Source organism: Hymenobacter jeongseonensis (assembly GCF_015694725.1).
Lineage (GTDB): Bacteria > Bacteroidota > Bacteroidia > Cytophagales > Hymenobacteraceae > Hymenobacter > Hymenobacter jeongseonensis.
In genome coordinates this window covers 1-23,570 of record NZ_JADQDQ010000020.1, presented here as the reverse complement: position 1 = coordinate 23,570, position 23,570 = coordinate 1, and the positions used below count along the sequence as shown (strand labels likewise).

Below are 23,570 nucleotides of genomic sequence, written 5' to 3'. Positions count from 1 at the left end.
CCCAGTCAATGGGTCATTCGTGTGTTGTACTCGCTGCTCATCCCCCGTTTTCAACTGTTCGTCAACTTTCCGCCAATCAGGTTTGCGCCCCGAATAGGTTTGCAGCGTCGAATTCCGCTTCGGCCTTCTCCCTAAACCCTCCGTTCCATGGCAGAGCAAGATGAAAACCCGACCCCGGCGCCGCTGTACCTGAGCCAGCTGCCCATCGCCAACGGCAACATTGCCGGCAATTGGCTGGAGCTTAAGCAGGCGCCCCACAGCCTGTTTCAAGTGCAGCTGAATCCGGCCAACCCCAACCAGGCGGCTCTGCTGCCGGCGCCCGGTGCCGACGAAACGCTGATGAGCTCGTACACCGACACACTCGGCCGCGTGTACCAGTTAGTGAAAATCCCCAGCCAGACCGACCAATATGTACGGCTGGAACGACCCACGCTGCTGGAAAAGATTGGCGACAACTGGAAAGTAGTCCAGCAGGGCCGCGTGGGCTTTAGCCCCAATGCCCAGGAGCCATTTCGTCCCGTATTCGGGGAGCCGGCCCCCATGCCCGCACAGGATGGCAAGCTGAGCCAGCAGGGCGTGGAACCAGAGGAAAAAGTCGCTACCGCCCGCTGGGAGCAAGAGCCTGCTGTTGGCGAGGAAGGCGTTAAAAGCCAACGGCGGGAGCAAGTGAGCCCCGGCCCCGTAAAAGAAACGCCACCAACGGTACAGCCGGCGCCCACGGAACCGGTAGGGGAGGGGAAAGGACCCCAACGTGCTATCGACCTGCCTCCGGCTCCAATCGTTGCGGAACCGACCCTGCCGGAAGCTCCAAGGGTTGCAGGGCCCCCCCAGGTGGGCGACTTGCAGATTCAATGGCAGCAGCAAGGTGCAGAAGTGGCCCCGCTGCTGGAAATGCGGGCCTACCTCGGCCAACTCCGGGAGGCTGGGGTAGCCGTGGGCGCGTTGCAGCTGGAGCGCGACCCGGCGGGCAAGCTCCGCGGCGGCTTCGGTGTAAGCTACGACCCGGGCTCACACCAGCTGGGCCAACTTGAAGCCACGCTGCAGGGCTTCCGGCAAGTAGGCCACGGCGTGGCCGTGGTGGAAAAGCCCGCGCAGGCGGCCGTCCGGCGGCAGGCGGCTGGCTACGGGAGCGATTATGAGTCGCCGCGCAGCCAGCAGGTTCGTCAGGCGTTTGGGGCGTCGCAGTGGGATGCGCTCAGCGCGCAGCTTTCGGCCGTGCCCAAGCACGCGCTCACCGGCCCCGAGCAGGTGCAGCAGGCCGCCGCCGGACAGCGCGTGCAGCAGGTGGCCCAGCGGCAGGGCAAGACCAGCGAGCAGGTCATTCGCAACGGTAAGAGCATTTTCGACATCGACACCAGCGGCAACCCCGCGTCGGCGTTTCTGAAAATCTTCTACGCCCACCTGAACGGCGGCCCAAAGACCCGGCAAAGCCTGGAGGTTGATTACGAGCAAACCCGCCAGGAACTGCAGGCCCGGCTTACTCGACAGGCGGGCCCGGCCCAGCCGAATCTGTCGCCGCAACCGCTGGCAGCGGCTGCAACCAAGCCCAGCAGGGCCGCCGGGCTCGGGGCGGAAGATGCGAAAGCCGCGGCGACGCCACCCAAGCCCGCGGCCCGGCGGTTTCAATACGGCGAGGTGCCGCGGAAAGTGTTGGCATCCCTCGGGCTTAACCTGGAAATACTAGCTGCCAGTGGCCAGCTGCAAAAGCTGCTCAAGGGCGAGAAAACCGATTTGCTGCCCATGCAGGTGGCGGGTCGGGAAGGGCGGGAGCCAGTGAAATTCGAGGGCAAGATGGTGCTGCACCGCGAAGCGGATGGCTCGGCTACCCTGCAAATGGAATTACCCCAGGAGAAGCTGGTTGTCCCTAATGAGATTGGTGGCCAGCCCTTCACCTCTGAGCAGCGTCAGCGCCTGGAAACCGATGGCCACGCGGGCCTGGTGCGCGGCCTCAAGGACGAGCAGGGCCGCGAGTACAACGGCTACGTGGCCGTGGACAAGGCCATGAACAAGGTGGTGGTCATGCCCGAAACCCGGGTGACGCTGCACGATACCGTGGCCGGCGTCAAACTTACCCCCGAGCAAAGCCACGACCTGCGCGAAGGCAAAGTGGTGGCGCTCTCCAACATGGCCAGCGGCCCCGGTTGCCCCTCGTTCGACGGCACCGTGCGGGTGAACGCGCCCAAGGCCTGCCTCGAGGTGCGGCCCGCCGCTCGCGAGCTAACTCGGCGACTGGACCCCCGCCCAGGGCAGGCAATAAAAGCGACCTCACCGGTGACCACGGCCGCGCCAGCAGCGCAAGCACCTCCGAGCAAGCAGTCAGTTGTCGGCCCTAAACCTCGCTTGGGATAGCCGCCTATGGCCGGCGGCTCCTCAGCGGCCCAGCACGTACCGCAGGCCGCCCAGCAAGTGACGCCGGAACAAGGGCTCGGTATAGCTCTCGTCGGTGTGGCCGCCGGCGGTGTAGAAGGCACGTCCCCCGCCGTAGGACTGACACCAGACAATGGAGTGATGCGGGCCGTTGAGGCCACCGGAATAAGACGTCTCGTCCAGGGTGGCCAGCACCCGCAAATCCGGGGCGAGGTCGCGAAAGTTGTACCACTCGTCGGTGCGCACCCAGCGGCCCGGCAGGAAGGCCGTAGCCGGGTGGGCAGTATCGCTCACCAGTACCGTGGCCGGCTGCCGGCTGCACCTTGGGGTGGCTTTTGAAGTAAGCACCCACCAGCCCCCGGTACCAGGGCCAGTGGTACTCCGTGTCGGTGGCGGCGTGCACGCCCAAACCCCGTGGCCTTGGGCGATGTACTGCTCAAAAGCCGCTTGCTGGGCGTCATCGAGCACGTCGCCGGTGGTATTGAGAAACACCACTGCGCCGTAGCGCTGCAGCGTGTCGGGCACTAAGCGCGCGGGCTGGCGGGTGGTGTCCACGCGGATGCCGTTTTCGCGTCCGAGTTGCTGCAGGGCGGCTATGCCGGCAGCAATCGAAGCGTGGCGGAAACCCCTGGTTTTGTAGAACAACAATACCGACGGGCGCCCAGCGGACTTTTGGGGAGCCAGGGTAGGCGAGCAGCTGACCAGGAAAATGGCCAACAGTAGCCAGCCCCGGCTCTTGGCAACCAGGGCTGAGCGACAATGGGGAGAAGCATCCGAGCGCTATTTCTTGGTTAATTCCGTAATGGGCTCCCGGGGCGTCAGGGCTTTATGAGCCTGCTCAGTTAGCACTTTCTTTTCAAGTTCGAAGGCGCTGGTTTGTTTGAAGGCGGAGGAGGAGCCGAGGTGTACGGTGTAGCTGCCCGGCTCTGCTACCCAGGCGCTGCGGGCCGCATCATAGGATGCCAAGTCGCCCGCGCTCAGCGAGAACGTCAGGGTTTGCGATTCGCCGGGCTGCAGCAGCCGGGTTTTGGCGAAAGGCCACGGCAAGGGACTCTTCTACGACCGTGAGTACCGTAGAAGCGGGTTTAAGCCCCATCGGTGCGTCCGCCGTCGTGGTGCGTTAACGCCACTTGGCCACCGTTTTCGGGTCAATGCGGTGGCGCTTGGCTAGCGCTTGGAGGCTTTTCTGACTACGCTGGATACGGCGTCGTATTGCCTGCGTTGCGCGGGCGCTGCCGGGAAGTACCTGTCCCATAACTTTTGCTGGATGACGCGCCCGAAAGTTACTCCATCACACGCTGGAACTATACAGCTAAGAAATAGCTGCTGAAAAAACCTCAAGCCATGGAGTGTGGGGCTTGGGGTTGGAGGTTACCTCTCAGGTGCTGGTTGAGGAGTTGGGTGCGGCTGTTGACGTGCATTTTGCGGTAGACGTGCTTGACGTGGGTGCGGATGGTGAGGGTGGAGAGGTCGAGGCGGGTGGAGATTTCCTTGTCGCTGAGGCCGTCGATGATGCCCTGCAGGACCTGCTGTTCGCGGGGGGTGAGCAGGGCCTGGTGGGTGGCGGGGGAGGGGCGGAAGTGGCCGAGCACCTTGCGGCTGACCAGGCGGCTGAGCGGGGCCCCGCCGCGGGCGACCTCGCGCACGCCAGCGCCGAGCTGGTCGAGGGGGGTGCCCTTGGTCAGGTAGCCGGTGGCGCCGCAGCACAGGGCCTGGTAGATGTGCTCGACCTCTTCGCGGGCCGTGTGCATGATGACCTCCAGGGCGGGGTAGCGGGCGTGGAGCAGGGGCAGGGCCTGCGTGCCGCTCAGCCCGGGCAGGCCGATGTCGAGCAGCAGCACCTGGGGCAGCAGGGACTCCTCGAGTTCGGCCAGCAGCTCCTCGACGCAGGCCGAGACGAACACGAGCCGGATGTCGGGCTGCTGGGAGAAGTAGGCCCGCAGCACCTTGGTCAGCACCGCGTCGTTTTCCACTATCGCCAGGGTAATTATCTGCATACGCTACTTGGATGATATCTGGCTTTGATTCAGGTCAACTTATTGAATATAAATAAGTTGACTAACGTATACATCCGGGCGTAATGCCTGCGCATAACGCAGGGGAATCCCTTCGAATAATTATACAAATCTAGGTGTCTTCCAAGACGAGAGTTGATTTCAAAACTACCCTATTTGCGGGTGGTAGTGCCTGAACTTATAATAGCTTTTAAAGCCAGTGCTTACATGAATATTAAGTGAAGTAACTGAATACAATTAATTAGGATATAATAATGATTTGGTTACTACATGCAAGGCAGCTTGCAAACAATTACCATGGCCGTTATCACCTGACGAACCTGCTCAGAGACGGGAGTTATGCCAACACCCGCAAATAGGGTAGGAGTTTTGGGGGAATAAGGATTTGTAAATGTGGAATTTTGTTTTTGGGGTGGAGCTATCTGCGTGTCCGTTAGGCATGTAGTAACACGTGTGTCCTTTTAGACATCAACTTATTTTTTCGTCCAGTTTTTAAATTTTATGTATTTACGATTACAGGGTTTGTGGATAATAACACACTTCTTCCCCTGCCATGTGCACCAGCCTGGTGCAGCCAGTGCGCAAGACGGTGGGCACGCGGAGTAAGCTGGTGATTTTGGCTGGCCTCCTGCTGGCCGGGCGGCTAGCGCAGGCACAGTCCGGCGCCGAAGTTTTGGCACGCTGACGCACCCGCTTGCTGCTGGAACGGGTGTGCCGCCCAAGCTGGAAACAGGAGCAAACGGCGTGCTGGCCGCGCCAGTGGCGTACGCACGCACATCACAAATTTTGCTCAACCCTTACGGCAAGACGTTGCTCGCCGTGCCCCTGCCGCTACCGCCGCCGACGCGGGGAGCTCAAAGCATCCTACAAGGTTACGGTTCTGCCGCCGGCAGCGGCAGGCACGCTGCGCCTCAACGACACGACTACCATTACGACGGCCACAGTAATTGCCGCCGCCGATGCCAACAATCTCCCGTTTGACCCAGCCGCGAGCTGCTTCGGCACGGCCGGGTCGCAGTGCTGAAGCAGCGAAAAGCAGCTGCCTTTAGCCAGCGTTACTGGCGGTATGCTGGTCACCCAAGGCCCGGTATGGCCTCGGAATAGAATAGGACTATTGTGCCACGCCATTGTGGCGCTCCATTTTGTGCCTTACACGCTTGCCTAAAAAACCCAAAATGAAAAAATTAGTACTCTCCTGGGCTTTGCTAATCACGCTCGCGTTGGCCGCAGCTGTGCCGGCCTGGGCCGCGCCCGGCGTTGTGAGCCTGACGACGCCCGTGCTGCCCGCCAACGCGGCACGGACTGCTATCAACAGCCTCACGGTCAGCAGTGGCACGCCTACCCGCTACAACATTAACTCACTGCCGGGAGGCGGCACCCTGTACGTGAATAATACGGCCGTAACGGCGGCCCGCTCCCTGACCCCGACCGAGGCAACGCAGCTTTTCTTTCAGCCGTCGGGCACAGCTGGCACCTATTCGTACACCTTCACGGCAACGGATGGCACCGGCACGAGCGCCGCGGCTACCTACGCCATCACGGTGGGGCAAGCCGCTTGCGGGCAAGGTTTCGGGTTCGACTTCTCCACGCGCAATACGGGAGAAGGTTGGACAGCTAATACGAACGTACCGGCCACCAACGTAACCATATCTACCAGCGGCTACAGCACCAGCCCGGGCCCGAACAGCCTGCAGATTGGTGATGGGGGCGGTACGCTTGGCAAATCGCTGACTTGGAACACCGACTACACTTCCATCAGCGGGATGGAGAGCACGGTGACATTTACGTTCAGCCGTGCCCTCACTGGCTTCACTATTGTCGTCCAGGACATTGATACTGGCAGAAATAGTGGCAACGCAGCAGTCGTCGACCAGGTACAATTCGACGGCTACCTCAACAATGCTGCTACTACTCCCATTGCGCTGACGGCTGCCGACGTGAAGGTTAGCAACACCAACAGCTTTTCGGGGGGAGCCAACTGTATCACGGGCTACGCAGCCAGCGCCGCAGCCCCGTCGGGCAACGTCACGGTGACGTTTCCCCAAGCCATTACCAAACTGACGCTAACGTATCGCAACCTGGTAACTAATAAAGGTCCGTTCGCCCAAATAATTGGCATTCCGTCGTTTGGCTGGTGCTCCGAAGCCGACATTCAAACGGTGCTGACGGGCCCCGTCCGCGCCCAGGCCGGCAGCACCGTAACGCTGAGCGCCACCACGACTAACAACGGGCCCGACCCGGCCGCGAGCATTGCGCCCAAGGTGCAGCTGCCCACGGGCCTGTTCAACGTGACCGGTGGCACCTACGTCTCGTCGACTGGGGTGCTGACCCTGCCGGTTATCAGCAACCTGGCCAGCGGCGCTTCGGTGGGCCAGGCCATTGGCTACACAATGCCCAACAGCGTGGCGGTGTCGGCGACGTCGAGCTTTACTTCAACGGCCAACGACCCGGTGGCCGGCAACAACACGTCGACCATTACCACGTCCCAGAACCGGGTCCCGGTGGCCAGCAACGTCACCCACGCGCCGGCCATTCTGAGCAGCACCAGTACCCAGACCGCGCTGCTGGCTTTCAACGCCAACGACCCGGACGCGACCACCGGCAACACCACCATCAAGTCGTTCACCATTCTGTCGCTGCCCACAGCGGCCCAGGGCACGCTGTATGTGAACGGCACGGCGGCCACGCTCAACCAGGTTATTGCGGTGCCCACTACGGCCACGGCCAGCAACCCGGGCTATCAGCTCTCCTTCGTGCCCAACGGTGCGTTTGCCGGCAGCGCCAGCTTCACCTACAAAGCCACCGACGATACCAACATCAGCTCGAACACCGCAACCTATACCGTGCCCGTGACGGCAGGTGCCGACCTAATGTCGACCGTAAACGGCTCGACTTCGGGCGTGGAAGGGCAGGCGAAAACCAACAGCGTCACGACCATCAACAACGGCCCGGCCGCGGCCACCAACGTGGTGCCCACCATCACGCTCTCGCACAGGCCGCCGTTCAGCACCGTTTCGGTTACGAATGGCAGCTACGACCCCACCACGGGCGTCGTGACATTCAATACCATTGCCTCGCTGGCCAGCGGGGCCTCCAGCTTCAACACCGTGACGCTGCTGATTCATGCCGCCCCGGAGTCTTTCACCCTGACGGGCGCTAGCACCAGCACCACCGCCGACCCAACCCCGGCCAACAACAACGGCAGCGCCCCGGCGGCTACCCTTGCGGTGACAGTAGCGCCCATTGGGCCTGCGGGCCTGGCCAGCGCCTGCGCCACCCCCGGCAACGACGGCTCGCCGACCATCACGACGAACCCCAACACCTACTACCCGGCCGCCAACCAGACGGTGGCCCAAGGAGCCACCTCCTTCACGGTGGGTGCTGCTACGGGCACCACCCTCACGCCCATTGTGGCCGGCGACCTGCTCTTGATTATGCAGATGCAGGGGGCCGAAGTGGACGCCACCAACACCGACTCGTACGGCGACGGCGTGGCGGGCGGCTTCGCCTCCAACACGTTGAACAACGCCAACTTCACGGCGGGGCGCTACGAATACGCCGTGGCCGCCAGTGCCGTGGCCGTGGGCGGGGGCACCGTTACGGTAAGTACTGGCCTAAAATACAGCTACGACAACGCCAGCGCTACCTCGGTCGTGGGCCAGCGGCGCTTCCAGGTAGTGCGCATTCCGCAGTACCAGAACCTGACCGTAAGCGGCACCGTGGCGCCCAAAGCCTGGGACGGCAGCACCGGCGGCGTGCTGGCGCTGGACGTGACGGGCCAGCTCACTTTTGCCAGCGGCGCCAGTCTCGATGCTTCGGGCAAGGGCTTTCGGGGCGGGGCCGGCCAAAAGCTGACCGGCACCGCCGGCCTGAGCGGCACCGACTACCGCACCGCCGCCCCGGCCTCAGCCAGCACCACGGTAGGGGCCCACGCCATGAAGGGCGAAGGCACCGCAGGCACCCCGCGCTACGTGAACACCGGCACCGACCTTTTGGATACGGGCGTCGATGGCTACCCCAACGGCAGCGCGGGCCGTGGTGCCCCCGGCAACGCTGGGGGCGGCGGCACCGACGGCAACCCTGGCCCGGCGGGCACTGGCAATACCCAAAACTCCGGCGGCGGCGGCGGCGGCAACGCCTCACGGGGTGGGCGCGGCGGCAACGCCTGGAGCACTGGCGCGGCGGTAGGCGGCGAAACGGGCGGCGGCTTTAATCCGCCTAGCAGCAGCCGCCTGATTATGGGCGGTGGCGGCGGCGCCGGCACGAACAACGACGGCACCGGCGGGGGTATGAACCCTGGCTACGCCAGCAGCGGCGCGGCCGGGGGCGGTATTGTGCTGGTGCGCACGGGTTCGGTGGCAGGCGTGGGCACCGTACTGGCCAACGGCGCAGCGGCCAGCAGCGCGGTGGTGCAGGACGGCGGCGGCGGCGGCGGGGCCGGCGGCTCCGTGCTGATGACGGTCAACAACACGGCTACCCTGAGCCGCCTGACCCTGGTAGCCAACGGCGGCAACGGCGGCAGCAACAGCGCCTCGTCGGCGCACGGCCCGGGCGGGGGCGGCAGCGGGGGCATGGTGCTGGCCAACGCCACGCCGGCCAGCGCTTCGGTAGCCAGCGGGGCCTCCGGCACCACCACCGGTGGCTCGGCATACGGTGCCAGCGCCGGCGGTGCCGGCATTACCAACACCCAAATCAGCAACAGCATCGCCGGCAGCACCGCCGGAGCTAACTGCGCCATCGACGTGACGGCAAGCCTCCTGGCGCCGGCAGCGGCCGCCAGCGGCCAGACGGTGAACCTGTCGGTGACATTCGCCAATAACGGCGGTGTGGAAGCGGCGGCGGTTTCCCGCATCGTCACGCTGTCATCGGGCAGCTCCTCTAATCCGTTTACCGCGGTTTCGGCGCCCGGCGGCACCATCAGCGGCCTGAATACCGACGTGGTGACCATCACCTACCCGGCTGTGGCCCCGCTGGTGGCTGGTGCCAGCAGCAGCTTCAACCTGTCCTACACCGCGCCGGGCACGGCGGGCATCACCAGCACGGCGGCCATTGCCATCACCACGGCCACCACCCCCGAGGCGGTGACCGACAACAACTCCCGCACGGTCGTGACGGCCATTACTGGCTTTGCCGACGTGGTATCGGTCGTGTTTGGCCTGAATTCGTCCATCACGGACCTGCCCACGGGCACCTACGCGGTGGTGTTTGCCAACAACGGCCCGGCCTCGGCCACCGTCACCGCGCGCAACGTGCAGCTGCCCGCCGGGGCCACGCTTACCACGGCCCAGCTCAACGCCATCACGGCCCAGGGTGGCAGCTACAGCGCCGGAGTCATCAGCTTTGGCCCCGCGACCCTGAGCAGCCGCCAGGCCCAAACGTTCAACTTCAGCTACAGGGCCCCCCTCAGCGGTGGCGCTAATACCCTCGTCAGCACCATCGCCACGACTTCTCAACAGGACGTCGGCAATGGTACTGGCATAGCGCCCGACGTGTTTTCGTTTGCCGTGACCAACAACCCAGCTTCCGACCTGGCTACCGACGGCGTGACGGTTTCGAGCGCAAGCGTGGCCACCGGTCAGCCGGCCTCGTTTGTGGTGAAGTACACCAATTTCGGCCCGTCTGTGGCCACCGGTGGGCTGCGCTTTGCCCAACTCACGCCGGGCCTGACCGGCGTGGTGGTGACCGACTACGACGCCACGGTGCTGAGCGGGGCCTACAACGCCACCACCGGCATCGTAATACTGCCTAATGTGGCCACGCTGGCCAGCGGCGGCACTGCCTACGTCACCATCGCCTTCACGGCGCCGGCCATTGGGCCGGTGAGCGTCAGCGGCAGCATGAGCGGGGGCACGGGCTCGATATCGTCGGGCATTTACGGCAACAACCAGGCGGTGGCGAGCATCGACGTGGTGCCGGTGGCCGACGTGGGCACGGCCATCAGCGGCCCGACCGACGCCATCAGCGGCAACCTGACCACCTTCGCGGTCACCACGCGCAACAACGGTCCCTCGCCCGCCGCCGACGTGGTGCAAACCGTGCAGTTGCCCACCGGCCTATCCGGTGTGTTTGCCACCCGCGGTGGCACCTACGACGCGGGCACCGGCATGGTGACCTTCCCCGCCCGGGCCGTGCTCGCAAGCGGCGCGCTGGTGACCAATACCGTCAGTTTCCCACTGGCTGCTACGTTTACGGCCGTAGCAGCCGTGAACACGACCACCACGGAAGCCAGCGGCACCACCGCTAACAATAGCGCCACGGCGGCCCCCACCACGGCCAGCGCCCCTACCACCGACCAAGCCAACGTGTACACCATGCTCGCCAGCAGTGCTAAAAACGTGTCACCGAACGCACCGGTCACTTTTACCATTGGCACCAGCAACGCTGGCCCTGCTTCTGCCCTCGCCGTGGTGCAGCAGCTGACGCTGCGGCCGGGCCTCAGCATCCAGCCCACCGACATCAGCAACGGCGGTACCTATGATGCCACGACCGGTGTGGTCACCTTCCCGGCCTTGGCTAGCCTGGCCAGCGGCACCACCATAACCAACACGGTAGTGATAGCGGCGCCTGCAGCGGGCCCATTGGGCGAAACCGCCAGCGTGACGTCAGCTACCTCGGACCCCGTGCCGGGCGACAACCGTGTGGTGCGCTATGTGGACGTATTTGCCGTGGCCGATGTGGCCACTACCCTGGTGGGCCCCAGCATCGCCTCGGCCACGCAGGCACCCACCACGTTCATCGTCAACCTGCTGAACAATGGCCCCGTGCCGGCCCGCGCCGTGGTGCAGACCGTAGCCATTCCGGCCGGCCTGGCCCCGGCCGACGTGGTGGTTTTCAACAGCGGCACGTACGACCCCGCAACCGGCCTCATTGCTTGGCCGGCGGTGCCCACGCTGGCCGCGGGCGAGGGCCGCACCTACACGTACAGTTACGTGGCTCCGGCCTACGCCTCGACCGACGCGGCCAACCCGCGCACCGTGGTGAGCCTGGCCGCCGTGACCAGCGCCACCACCGACGACGTGCCAGCCAACAACACGGCCAGTGTGGCCACGCTCATCCGTTGGAATGCCGACGTAGCGATAGCCGTAGCGGGCCCGACTACGGCTGTGGTGGGCAACACCATCACCTTTGCCGTGGCCACCACCAACAACGGCCCGGCCCCGGCCCCGAGCGTGACGCCCACCGTGCGCATTGCCACCGGCTTGACCAACGTGGTGGCCAGCGGCGGCGGCACCTACGATGCCACTTCGGGCCTGATTACCTTCCCGACCCTCACCAACCTCGTGGTTGGCGCTACGGGTACCGTGACGAACACCATCAGCCTAACGGTGCCCGACCGGCCCATTATCGGGGTATCGGCCGCCGCCAATGTGCCCACTGCCACCAACGACACCAACCTGACCAACAATGCCGCCACGCTCACGCTACCGGTGATGCCGCAGACCACCGCCCAGGTGGACGTCCAAACCACCATTGCGTCGAACGTGAGCTCGCAGCAAGCCGGCCAGCCCATCGTGCTGACCGTGACGGCCACCAATTCGAGCGCCAACGGCAACACCACGGCCAGCGGCATACGCCAGCGCGTGGGCCTGCCCGCCGGCCTGAGCGGCGTGGTGGCGGCCGACGTGAGCAGCGGCACCGTGGTGCCGGTGGCGGGGGCCTACGATGCCCTTAGCGGCACGGTTACCTTCCCCATCGTCAGCAACGTGGCGGCCGGCAACACCCTCACCTACACCATCACGGTGAGCAACTACAGCACCGACCCGCTGGTGGCCAAGGCCACCGTAAACGGCAATTTCTCGGACCCGCTGCCCGCCAACAACATTCAGGTGGTGAGCGTGACCATTGTGCCGGTGGCCGACGTAGCCACCCGCGTGAGCGGCCCGGCCACCGTGCTGCCCGGCAGCCGGGCCGTCTACGAGGTGGTAACCCTGAACAACGGCCCTTCGCCGGCCGGCGCCGTGGCGCAAACCGTGCAGCTGCCCACCGGCCTGAACGACGTCCTGGTGTCGGGCGGCGGCATTTACAACGCCACCGATGGCCTCATCACCTTCCACACCATTGCCGTGCAGGCAGTGGGGCTAGCCGGCCAGGTCACGAATACGTTCACGTTCACGTTCCCCACCACGGCCAGTGCCCTTATGGGCACCGTGACCACCGGCACCACCCAGCCGGCGGGCAGCCTGGCCAACAATACCTCGGCCCTAGCCACTGCTCTGGCCAACGAGCAGCCGCTGGCCAACGCCTTGGCCAACCGCTTGCAGTCACCCGAGGGAAACACGGCCACGGCCCTGACCATTACAGCGCTGGTTGGCTACGATGCCGACGGCTCGATTGGCTCGTTCACCGTGACGACACTGCCCGCCGCGGCGGACGGGGTGCTGCTGCTGCGCGGCACGGCCGTGGCCGTAAACCAGCCAATCAGCCTGGCCGATGCAGCCAACCTGACGTTTGACCCCTCGGCCTCGTTTGTGGGCACGGCCTTCTTCTCGTTCACCGCCACCGACAACCAGGGCGCCGTTTCGCTGCCGGCCACCTACGGCATTGCCGTGGGCCAGGATAATGCGGCCGTCTATGTCACTACGCCGGTTAAAGGCGGCAACAGCAACCCGTATCAGGACGGTGACGTGATTGCCAATGTGTTTGATGCCAACGGCGGGGCCTACAGCGCCGCGGCCGCTGTGGCCGATGGCGGTGTGCGCAACGCCTCTGTGACCAGCGGCAGTACCCTGCCTGACGGCCTGATGCTGGACCCCACCACCGGCCAGGTGCGCGTGCTTGACCGCAAGTTGCTGGTGGCCGACACCTACCCGGTTATCATCACCACCGTTGACGCGAACGGCGGGGTAACGACCCAAACCGTTCCGTTGCGTATTGGCGACAACCCGCTGCCGGTGGAACTCATACGCTTTGAGGCCAAGGCGGTGGGCGCCGATGCCCACCTGAGCTGGACCACTGCCCAGGAGTTGAACAACCAGGGCTTCCGCGTGCAGCGCTCGCTCGACGGGGTCAGCTTCGTGCAACTGGACGTTGTAGCCGGGGCGGGCACTACCACCCAGCAACAGCATTACACTTACACCGAGGCCGGCGTAGGGCGGCAGCACCCCGGTACCGTGTACTACCGCCTTCAGCAGGTAGACGTTTCGGGCAAAGCAACCTATAGCCCCGTGCGGGCGGTAGTTTATGCCCCGGAGGCCCTCAGTCTATTTCCAAATCCGGCTTACACCTATACCACTCTTAATCTGGGTAGTCTGCCTGCCATCACGTTCGACGTAACCCTGGTAGATATGACAGGACGGGTGGTGCAAACCCATGCGTTGGCCGGCGGGAAAGCGCACGAATTGCAGGTGAGTGGTTTGCCCAATGGCGCGTACGCGGTTATCGTTCGCGGGGGCGGCCTGAAGCTCTTATCTCGCCTGCTAAAGCAGTAAATGGCTAGCTGCCATTTAGTTAAGGCGTGCTCCGGTTTGGCCGGAGCACACCTCAGCTACGCACTTTCTGCTGCACAAATGCTTAAAACCCCCTGCCTAAACTAGAAGCCGATGCCTTAGCCGTTCTTTTAAATTCCAACCCATTCCACTGTAACCGTTTGGCATAAAACCAAGGCGAAGACCCTAGCCCGGTTTCGCGGTCAGTGTACCGTGGTCGTACCCGGAGGGACTCTGCGAGTCCGCGCTTAGGCGAATGGCTTTCAAGGCGCGGACTCGCAGCGTCCACGCTACATCCTGGCGGTACACTGATTCCGGAACCGCTCTAATGATACGAAGTGGTCTATCAGCGAAAGCACCCTGTGACGCTGCTCACGGATGCCCGCCTAGCACAGTCGCGAAGATTGTAAATAATGCCAGACTACCGCATCTAGGGTAGGCCTTTGGGAAGAAGGCACGCGGTGGGTAAAATAATTTTGTACAGGCTTCTACCTGCTCATCTCAGTGCCGACTGTGTTGCAGCCGCTCTACAAATTCCCCTTATGGCTACTGCGCACGCTCAACGGCTGGGCCGGTAACTCACTGTTGGAAGGCTACTGCACCCGCGCTTCTCTGGCCCACCCGCTGCCTGCTCGCTTCTTCTCCAATTCGGTGCTGCTCGGAAGGCTGGCGGCGGCTGAGACGGTTACCGCTCCCTGATTTGCTAACGTTATATAACTCGTTCATTATCAAGCAAAAACCTATCGTCGAACTATTACTGCTCAGCTATGTATCACACAGCATTATCCTCTTCCTTGGTCGCTTTATTGTTGGTACTGGGTGTGAATGGCAGCGCAGCTGCTCAATCCACACCCCCGCCGGCACTTTATGTGAATGACGGTGCGACCGCCGGCGATGTGTTTACCAGCGCTGCCGGCAACAATACCACTGGAAATGGCTCGGCCGCCGCACCGTTCGCTACGGTGGCACGGGCGCTGGCACTGGCCGGTGCCACCACTCAAACCATTTTTATTGATGCGGGCACTTACGCCGAGCGTGTGGTACTGAGCAAGGCTGTGAACCTGCAGGGCGCGGGCACGGCCACCGCCCTGCCCGCTCGCGCCACCATCTTCGATGGCGGTCTGGTAGCCAGCGCCAACCAGACCAGCGTAGCCGGCCTGCTGATTGCCGCCAATGGCCGCAGCGGGGCCCCGCTCACGGTAGCCGACATCACGTTTCAGGGCTATGACTTCGGCATTCAGGCCACCGGCAGCGCTTTCCAGACCCACATCCTGCTGGAGGACATAGAAACGATTCATAACCGCCGCCAGGGCATTTTTTGGTCTAGCCTGAAAGGCGTGCAGGACCTGACTTTTCGCCGGGTGCGGGCAGCCTATACTGCCGAAACCGGCAACTCCAACGCCAACGGCGCAGGCCGGGGCCTGTTTATGACAAACGGACCCAAGGCCGATATTCTCATAGAAGACGGGGTCTTCGAGATGAACCGCCGCGGGGGAATCGATATTAACGACGGCAGCGTGAGCGGCCTGACGGTGCGCAACAACCAATTTACGCAGAACGCAGGCGGAGGTCTGATAGTGTTGGGCGCCGCCGGGCCGCGCAACAGCACCGGCGTTTTCACCGGCTTCGCCGCTCTTATTGAGGGCAATGCCCTGCGCAACAATGCGTCCAATGGCATGGAGCTGAAAGCCTGCACCGGCACGGGATTCCGGAGCGGCGCCGGCAGCTTCGTGGTGCGCCAAAACTACATTGTTCGCACCCTGGGGGCGCCCACCAACCTAAGCGAAGACAACGCCGGCCTGGCCTTCATCGACCGTGACCGCAACGTTATTGCCACTGGTGGCGGCCTCACCGGTGACCTGGTGACGGGCGGTGCCTTCATTGAAGGCAACACCGTGCGAGGCTACCTGGCCGATGCCACCAGTTCCGGGTTCAACATCAACGGCTTCGGCCTGGTACTGGAAGGAGCAAAAAATAAGGTTTTTCACAACGTGGTAGCGCAGTGCCAACGGGCAGTGCAGGTGCAGGACCGGCCAACCAACAGCGCGGGCTACACCGCTTTTTTCGACGTGAGCCGCAACGGGCTGGTGGTGTCTTCAGGCGACAGCATCCGCGGCAACCGGCTCGACAGCTGTGCTACCGCCATTCGGGCCGTGAATTTGACCAACCCGGTAGATGCCTCTCTAAACTGGCTTGGGGCCGACGCGGCCCCTGGCGTGCGCGGCGCGGCCGGTACCGGGGGCTTGGTCGTGACCTTGGGCGGCCCCGGCAACAGCTTTGCCGAACGCTCGGCTTTTGCTCCAACGGGCCTCATTGACTACTCGCCTTTCTTGCACACCGCAGCAGATGCGGGTCCGGCCACCAGCTTTCAGGCCGCCCGCAGCTACCTCCATGTCGACCACTACAGCCCCCGGTCGGGGGCTATGGGCGCGCTGGCTGAAGGCGTGGCGCTGGTAGCGGAAAACGGCACCATGAACCTGGAAGCTGCCGTGTACGACGAAAGCATCACTCTTGATAAAAGCCTGACGCTGAACACCACCGGCGCCACTGCCCTGCGCGACCTGACGCTGAACGGCATCGGCAAAGTGCTCACCTTAAGTAGCCCGCTTACGCTATGGGGAACGTTAAGCCTCAGCGAGGGGCTGATACAAACTTCGGATGCCAACCTGCTCACCCTGAGCCCACGAGCCACTGCTACGGCCGGTACTGCCACTGCTTACGTAAACGGGCCGCTGCGTAAGGTGGGGCAGCAGGCGTTTGTGTTTCCGGTGGGCAAGGGCGGGCAATGGGCGCGCCTCGGCATTTCGGCGCCCGCCGATTCGACCACAGCGTATACGGCCGAGTACATAGCCGAGCCCTACGCTACTACAACAGCCGCCGCGCCGCTCAACAACGTGAGCCGGGTAGAGCACTGGACCCTAGATGGGGCAGGCACGGCCGATGCGGTGCGCGTGCGCCTGTTCTGGGAGAGCAGCTTCCGCAGTGGTATTGATGATTTTTCGGCCGATTTGCAGGTGGCCGCTTTCGCTGATAATCAGTGGCAAACGGCGGGCAACGGCGGTTTGGCCGGGAGCCTGCAAGCCGGCTCGGTGGCATCGGAACAGCCGGGCAGTGGGGGCTTGGTGGCCTACACGCTGGGCTCGCTCTCATCGGCCATCAACCCGCTTACTGCGCAACTGGTGGCCTTTTCGGCCGCCCAGCCGCATCCTGATGCAGTGGACCTGGAGTGGACGCTCAGCGACGAAACCAATACCTACGGGTATGCGGTGGAGCGCTCGGCCTCGATGGCCACTTGGCAGCAGGTGGGCTTCGTGGCCAGCCGGGGCCTTTCGACGCAGGCTCGGGTGTACACCTATCAGGACCAAACCGTGCAGGGCATGAACCAGGCTTTCTATCGCCTGCGCCAGGCTACTCCCAGCGGTGCTGCCCGCTACTCGTCAGTAGCCTCCTTGAAACTGGTTAGCAACCCATTGGCTGCCCCGTTGGCTACGGTCGCAACTGAGCAGTTCACCTTTTTTCCTAACCCCGCCAGCGACCGGGTAACGCTGGTGCTGCCGGCTGCGGTGCGTGGCGATGCCAGGGTAGTGCTCACCGACTTAAGCGGCCGCCGGGTGCACACCCAGGTCCTGCGGGCGGGGGCGTCCCCGGAAGTGCGTTTACCAGCTGCGCTGCCGGGGGGAATCTACTTACTGCAAGTGCAAGCCACCGCCTTTTCGGGCCGGCCGCAACGACTTGTTATTCAATAATCCCACATTTTATTTTCCCTTATTCGTCATGAAAAACAAATACCTGAACTTGCATCCGGCCTGCTGGCAGCGCCTGTACGGCTTCCTTTTGCTGTGCCTCCTTTTGCCCACGGTGCTGCAGGCACAATCTGTAACGGTGGAGGTGTCACCGGGCAACTCACTGCCGTTGCAAAACTTTGGTAAGATACCAGTTAACCGGGTTTCGGCGTCCCAATCGTTTCTGTTAAGCGGCGATGACCTGACGGGCGAGGTGACGGTGACTGCGCCTGAAGGTTTCCAAATCCGGACCGGGGGCAATGCTTTCTCCACCAGCAGCCTCGTCTTTAGTGCCCCAACGGGTACGTTAAGTGCCACGACGATTGATGTCCGGTTTGCGCCAGTAGCCTCCGTCTCTCGACCCGATGGCAAGGGCAACTACGCCTCCAATATCTTGGTTTCGACCCCAAGCGGGGAGAGCACGGCTTCCCAAACGGTAGCCGTGGCCGGCACGGCCCCGGTTGGGGCGTATGTGTTTGTTGACCCGGCCACGCTGGCCTTCGGCGCGCTGTCCCAGAGCGGTTCGGGGCAGGTGCTGACGTTTGTGGTGGGCGGCGGCGGCTTGGGTACCACGGCCCTTAGGGTGGCCACGGCCCTGAGTGGTGCCACCACGTCGGGCAGTGTGCAGATTCGCAACCCGGCGATTACCAACAGCCCGTTTACTACCTCGCTTACTATCAACCCGGTCGGCGGCCAGGTGCCCCAAACTACTTTGCAAGCGCGCATCGTGGGCCCAATTCCGAGCCAAAGCAATTTCACGGGCACCATTACGGCCACCAGCGGTACGGCCGAAGCCGCGCCCAACAACGTGGTGCAGGTAACGGGCACCAACTCCTTCACCGGCACCAACACCTCCTCGACCTTTACCGTGAGCACGCCGCCCAGCAACCCCATTACGCCGGGCTTCCCCAGCGGTGGCCAACCCTTGCTGCCTTTTAGCACGGTGCCGGAAAAAGCGTCGGCCACTCAGACGCTGGTGGTCAGCGGCAGCTTCCTGGTGCAGGACATTACTGTGAAAGCCCCGAACAATTTCCAGGTTTCGCTCGATGCCGCGTTTCCAGGACTGGGCAATGGCGGTACGGGTACGGTTACGGGCAATTCCATTGCCATTGCGGCTCCGGGCGGCACGGTGAATAATACGACGGTGTACCTCCGCTACCTTCCCCTGGTGGCGGGCAAGCAGAGCGGCACCGGCATCACCTTCAACAGCGCCCCCGCTACGTCGATAGCCACGATTGTGCAGGCCAACAGCATCGGCAGCATCGAGTCGCGCACGGTGTATACCCCAGAAGGCCCGCTGGTTATTGGGGAGAGTGAGCGCACCGCGCCCCAGCTTATTCGCATTCGTGCCGAACTGCTTCGCAGCCCAGTCAAAATCATGGTTTCCGGTGAGTCAGAGGGCGCCTTGGGCAACCCCGAGGGCTATGCCCAATTCCAGATTTCACTCGACGGCATCACCTACACCGACCCCACCAGCCCCGGCACCAGCTTCATTGAGCTTACCCCGAACTCCACCACCCACGTCATCGACCAAGACATTTACGTGGCGTATGCCCCCAACCGCGTGGGCGCCGCCCAGGCAGTGCTACAGTACCTGACGGCGGATTTGACGACCGCGCCGGCCAATACCCTTACCGACATGACCAGTGGGCTGGCGGGGCCGGACTCGAACAAGCTGCGCGGCACGGCCGTCGATTCGGAGCCCACCCTCGAGACGCCCTTCACGGCGGAGCGCGTCGTGGGGTCCACCTCGGCGGCCATCACTTTCAACCCCGAGAACGGGTTTTCCGGATACGGCGAATTTCACATTGTGCTTATAAGTACCAAGGCTACGCTGGTTCTTCCCGACATGCTGCCCGTAGACGGCACTGACTACAACGCCGGCAATGGCACCTATCAGGGTGCCGGCCAAAGCGTGCTGCAGGATAGCCAGGGCAACGAGTACTTTGTGGTGTTTTCGGGTGGAGCACCCACGGCCACCATTACCGGCCTGATGCCGTCGACCACTTACTACGCCTACGTATTCGACTACAACAGCACCAACCCGAACGAGACGCAATTCATCAACAACGCGGAGAACTACAAGGGCCCGGCCCAGTCCCTTGTAATTGGGGCAGAGCTCCCCGGTGAGCCGCCACTACCTGTTGAGCTGAGCGCCTTTTCGGCCAAGGCTGATGGAACAACGGCCGTACGGCTGGCCTGGACCACTGCTTCTGAAATGCACAACGACCACTTCGCTGTGGAGCGTAGCCTGGATGGCCGAGTCTTCACGACGGTAGGCACCGTGGATGGGGCCGGCACCAGCAGCAGCGCGCTTAGCTACAGCTTCCGGGATGCCAAGCTGCCAGCCAGCGCTACCATCCTCTACTACCGCTTGCGTCAGGTAGACACCAACGGTCCATCCACCTACTCGCCCATGCGTTCGGTGGTGCTGGGCCGGGCCAGCCTTGCCGCCCAGTTGCAGACCTACCCCAATCCTGCCCACGGTTCGGTAGCTGTACGCATTCTCGGGCCGCTGCCCACTGCTCCGCTTCAGCTTTACAATGCAACAGGTCGCCTTGTGCGCACCCAGCCGGTGACCGAGTCTGACGGGGATATCTCATTCTCACTACGAGACCTGCCAGCAGGTATTTATATTCTACGTTGTGGTGCGCTGAGCCAGCGTCTTATGGTGCAATAAGCGGTTGGTTCACAGCACCGTTTTGCTCGAAAAAAGGCTGGCTAGTGGCCAGCCTTTTTTCGATTGTTTCGGCCAGCAGCTATTTAAGCCATGGAGTGTGGGGCTTGGGGTTGGAGGTTACCTCTCAGGTGCTGGTTGAGGAGTTGGGTGCGGCTGTTGACGTGCATTTTGCGGTAGACGTGCTTGACGTGGGTGCGGATGGTGAGGGTGGAGAGGTCGAGGCGGGTGGAGATTTCCTTGTCGCTGAGGCCGTCGATGATGCCCTGCAGGACCTGCTGTTCGCGGGGGGTGAGCAGGGCCTGGTGGGTGGCGGGGGTGGGGCGGAAGTGGCCGAGCACCTTGCGGCTGACCAGGCGGCTGAGCGGGGCCCCGCCGCGGGCGACCTCGCGCACGCCAGCGCCGAGCTGGTCGAGGGGGGTGCCCTTGGTCAGGTAGCCGGTGGCGCCGCAGCACAGGGCCTGGTAGATGTGCTCGACCTCTTCGCGGGCCGTGTGCATGATGACCTCCAGGGCGGGGTAGCGGGCGTGGAGCAGGGGCAGGGCCTGCGTGCCGCTCAGCCCGGGCAGGCCGATGTCGAGCAGCAGCACCTGGGGCAGCAGGGACTCCTCGAGTTCGGCCAGCAGCTCCTCGACGCAGGCCGAGACGAACACGAGCCGGATGTCGGGCTGCTGGGAGAAGTAGGCCCGCAGCACCTTGGTCAGCACCGCGTCGTTTTCCACTATCGCCAGGGTAATTATCTGCATACCTACCTCTGGTTGGGGAATCCAAGGACCGATAATTTCAAATGCCCAGCCGCTCTGAAGCCAGCACCAATAACTCGGTCAATTGCCAAGTTGAATGGACACACATAAGTATCTCCTGTGCGAAAAGTATTTCCTAGGTTAAAAGGAAAGATGTATTTGCCTTCGAAAACTGCCAGATTCGTGGATAGCTAGCCGGTAGCAGGTGAGCTATAAACTACCGCCGCCTGACCGGCTGATTCTTGGCTGGCCATAGATGTGATTAACGGAGGCTTATTTAAGACAGTTCAATGATTGTTTCAAAGTGCAGTGATAAACCGAAAAATAAAAAATTGAAAAGTGGAAGACCACCCGCATCTTGGGTAGGTCCTTTGTGAAAAATTAAGGGCATATAATGGAATTTTGCAATTCCTACGCTAGCTGCCCACTACGTGTGCTGTGGGCAGCCCTTGAGGAATTATTGACAACAATCGAATACTGGAACGCCTTTGAGTTGGCCAAGCTTTTATTTGTGTTGCGCTTAAGTAATGGTACCGGTGCCCGTGAGAGCGTCTTACCGCAATGAGCCCTTTTCTGTTAAAGACATTGGCACCAGCATTGGTGCCAACACGAAAAAAACTCTTAGCAAACTCCCATGAGCACGCCAGACGACCTCAGCCTATTTAAAACTATAATGGGCTTTTCCCCGGACCTGATTTGTGCGCTAAGTCCTGACGGCCAATTTCGGCAGGTGAGCGACGCTTGCCGCCGGACCCTAGGATATGATACGAACGAGATGATAGGTAAACACTTCTCTGCTATTATCCATCCAGACGAAACCCCTACTGCCCTGGAAAAATTTCTGGGGGCTTTAGACCAGGCCGAGCCCGTGGGGCTCGAAAGCCGTTGCTTGACCAAAGATGGCCGGCAGGTTTACATCGCCTGGACGGCGTTGCGGGCCGCCGCCGACGAGCTTTTGATTTGCGTGGGGCGCGACGTGACCCAGGAGTTTCTTGCGGCACAGCAAGTGCTTGCGGCGCAGCAAGCCCACGAGCAGCAAATGCAGGGCCGGGCTGTTATCGAGAATGGTTTCGACATGGTAGGAATGATGGACGAGCGGGGGGTGTACACCTACGTTGGCGGGGCTACCGAGCGTATCCTTGGCTATCGGCCCGAAGAGCTGCTGGGGCATTCAGTATTTGAATTTCTCCATCCGGATGACCAGGCCATGGGTGCGGCATGTTTGGCACAGCTGGAAATTCAGGAGTCCGTTGCAACCCCTGAATTTCGTTTCCTTACGGCCAGCGGCGAGTGGCAATGGATGGAAACGTCCATTAACACCTTCTGGCAAGACGGTGCTAAAAGCTACGTGTTGAGCTCGCGCGATATTACCGAGCGCAAACTCAGCAGCCAGGCGCTATCTGAGAGCGAGCAGCGCTTTCGGATACTGTTCGACTGCGACTCTGCCCTGACCGTGTTTCAAACAACGGACGGGCGGATTCTGGATGCCAACCCGGCCCTGCTTGCCTTTCTGAAAAAAGAGAAGGAAAGCGTGCTGAACCTGCCATTGGCCGACTTTTTACCCCAGGAACTACGGGTGCTTTTCGAACAGGCGCGCCTGGAAGCAGCCAACGGCTCACGGGTGGCGTTCGAAGCGCAGGTGCAGATTCCGGGCGAATCAGAAAAAACAATTAGGGTAGTCAAAACCCCGCTGCTTATTAACGGCGGGCTCATTGGCGTGCACGGCACCGTGCGCGACGTTACCGAGATGGCCACCGCCCAGCGCCTGGTCAAGCACCAGGCTGCGCTGCTTAATTCCCTGCTCGAAAGCATCAACGATGCTTTTTTCTCGCTCGATAACGACTGTCGACTGACCTATATCAATGGGCAGGGGGAGCACCTGCTGGGAGTGAGCCGCGAGGGAGCTATTGGCATCAGTATATGGAGCTTCTTTCCCGAAGAGGTCGATGGCATTTATCATCAGCACTTCCAGCAAGCCGTCGACACGGGAACGGCGGTGCGGTTTGAAACTTACTCTAAGCGCCGCCGAAGGTGGATGGAAGTAAAAATCTATCCCTTTGCCAACGGTGTATCGGTGTTACTGACCGACATTACCAAACGAGTGGAAGACGAAAAACAACTCAAGCTATTGGCCATGGTAGCCCGTGGCACCGATAACAGCGTCATCATTACCGATGCTCAGGGGCGCACCGAATGGGTGAACGAGGCGTTTACGAAGCACACCGGCTATGTGCTGGAAGAGATGGCGGGGCGCGCGCCTGGCACATTGCTGCAGGGCCCCGAAACCGACCCCAACACGGTGAACTTCATCCGGGAGCGCTTGCAAAAGCACGCGTCCTTTTCAGCCACCATTCTCAACTACAAAAAGTCGGGCAAGAAGCTGTGGTTTTCCATGAATATCACGCCCATTCACAACGAAACTGGGCAACTCACCCAGTATGTGGCCATTCAGCAGAACATTACCTACCACAAGGAAGCCGAATTCAGCCAGGCCAAAATGACCCAGGATTTGTACCGGCACAACCGCGACTTGCAGCAGTTCACCTACGTGATTTCGCACA

11 protein-coding genes are annotated in these 23,570 nt (G+C 62.3%); 7 read left to right on the top strand and 4 right to left on the bottom strand.

The genetic code is table 11. The features are described from left to right. The first annotated feature begins 147 nt into the window (after positions 1-147). Positions 148-2,349 carry a DUF3945 domain-containing protein gene (locus I2I05_RS20935; protein ID WP_196284221.1) on the top strand — a complete coding sequence of 734 codons (2,202 nt, stop codon included), beginning with the start codon at positions 148-150 and terminating at the stop codon, positions 2,347-2,349. Positions 2,350-2,370: 21 nt separating this feature from the next. Here the strand turns inward: I2I05_RS20935 and I2I05_RS20930 are convergent, their stop codons facing one another. The 3 genes from I2I05_RS20930 to I2I05_RS22235 all read right to left on the bottom strand — a co-directional run bounded on the left by I2I05_RS20930 (position 2,371) and on the right by I2I05_RS22235 (position 4,364). Beyond that, positions 2,371-3,084, bottom strand: a complete 714-nt coding sequence (locus tag I2I05_RS20930; RefSeq protein WP_196284220.1) for a ThuA domain-containing protein — start codon at positions 3,082-3,084, stop codon at positions 2,371-2,373. A gap of 63 nt (positions 3,085-3,147) precedes the next feature. Further along, on the bottom strand, positions 3,148-3,414 hold the full coding sequence (locus tag I2I05_RS20925; RefSeq protein ID WP_196284219.1) for a fibronectin type III-like domain-contianing protein: 267 nt from the start codon (positions 3,412-3,414) through the stop codon (positions 3,148-3,150). A gap of 290 nt (positions 3,415-3,704) precedes the next feature. Further along, the gene (locus I2I05_RS22235) at positions 3,705-4,364 is read right to left on the bottom strand and encodes a LuxR C-terminal-related transcriptional regulator (RefSeq protein ID WP_196284218.1); all 660 of its coding nucleotides are present in this window, start codon (positions 4,362-4,364) and stop codon (positions 3,705-3,707) included. 571 nt (positions 4,365-4,935) lie between these two features. Between I2I05_RS22235 and I2I05_RS22230 the strand changes: the two genes are divergently transcribed. The 5 genes from I2I05_RS22230 to I2I05_RS20900 all read left to right on the top strand — a co-directional run bounded on the left by I2I05_RS22230 (position 4,936) and on the right by I2I05_RS20900 (position 20,269). After that, complete coding sequence (locus I2I05_RS22230) at positions 4,936-5,067, top strand: hypothetical protein (protein WP_262895194.1); 132 nt, start codon at positions 4,936-4,938, stop codon at positions 5,065-5,067. A 490-nt stretch (positions 5,068-5,557) separates the two neighbouring features. Further along, on the top strand, positions 5,558-13,810 hold the full coding sequence (locus I2I05_RS20915) for a T9SS type A sorting domain-containing protein (protein ID WP_196284217.1): 8,253 nt from the start codon (positions 5,558-5,560) through the stop codon (positions 13,808-13,810). A gap of 501 nt (positions 13,811-14,311) precedes the next feature. Beyond that, a complete protein-coding gene (locus I2I05_RS20910) occupies positions 14,312-14,506 on the top strand; it encodes a hypothetical protein (protein WP_196284216.1) in 195 nt (64 codons plus the stop codon). Positions 14,507-14,676: 170 nt separating this feature from the next. After that, positions 14,677-17,553 carry a right-handed parallel beta-helix repeat-containing protein gene (locus I2I05_RS20905; RefSeq protein WP_196284215.1) on the top strand — a complete coding sequence of 959 codons (2,877 nt, stop codon included), beginning with the start codon at positions 14,677-14,679 and terminating at the stop codon, positions 17,551-17,553. A 28-nt stretch (positions 17,554-17,581) separates the two neighbouring features. Next, positions 17,582-20,269 carry a T9SS type A sorting domain-containing protein gene (locus I2I05_RS20900; RefSeq protein WP_196284214.1) on the top strand — a complete coding sequence of 896 codons (2,688 nt, stop codon included), beginning with the start codon at positions 17,582-17,584 and terminating at the stop codon, positions 20,267-20,269. 83 nt (positions 20,270-20,352) lie between these two features. Here the strand turns inward: I2I05_RS20900 and I2I05_RS20895 are convergent, their stop codons facing one another. After that, the gene (locus I2I05_RS20895; protein WP_196284213.1) at positions 20,353-21,012 is read right to left on the bottom strand and encodes a LuxR C-terminal-related transcriptional regulator; all 660 of its coding nucleotides are present in this window, start codon (positions 21,010-21,012) and stop codon (positions 20,353-20,355) included. Positions 21,013-21,682: 670 nt separating this feature from the next. On the opposite strand from I2I05_RS20895, the gene I2I05_RS20890 reads away from it, so the two are divergent. After that, the coding region (locus I2I05_RS20890) for a PAS domain-containing protein (protein ID WP_196284212.1) at positions 21,683-23,570 on the top strand (1,888 nt) is incomplete at its 3' end.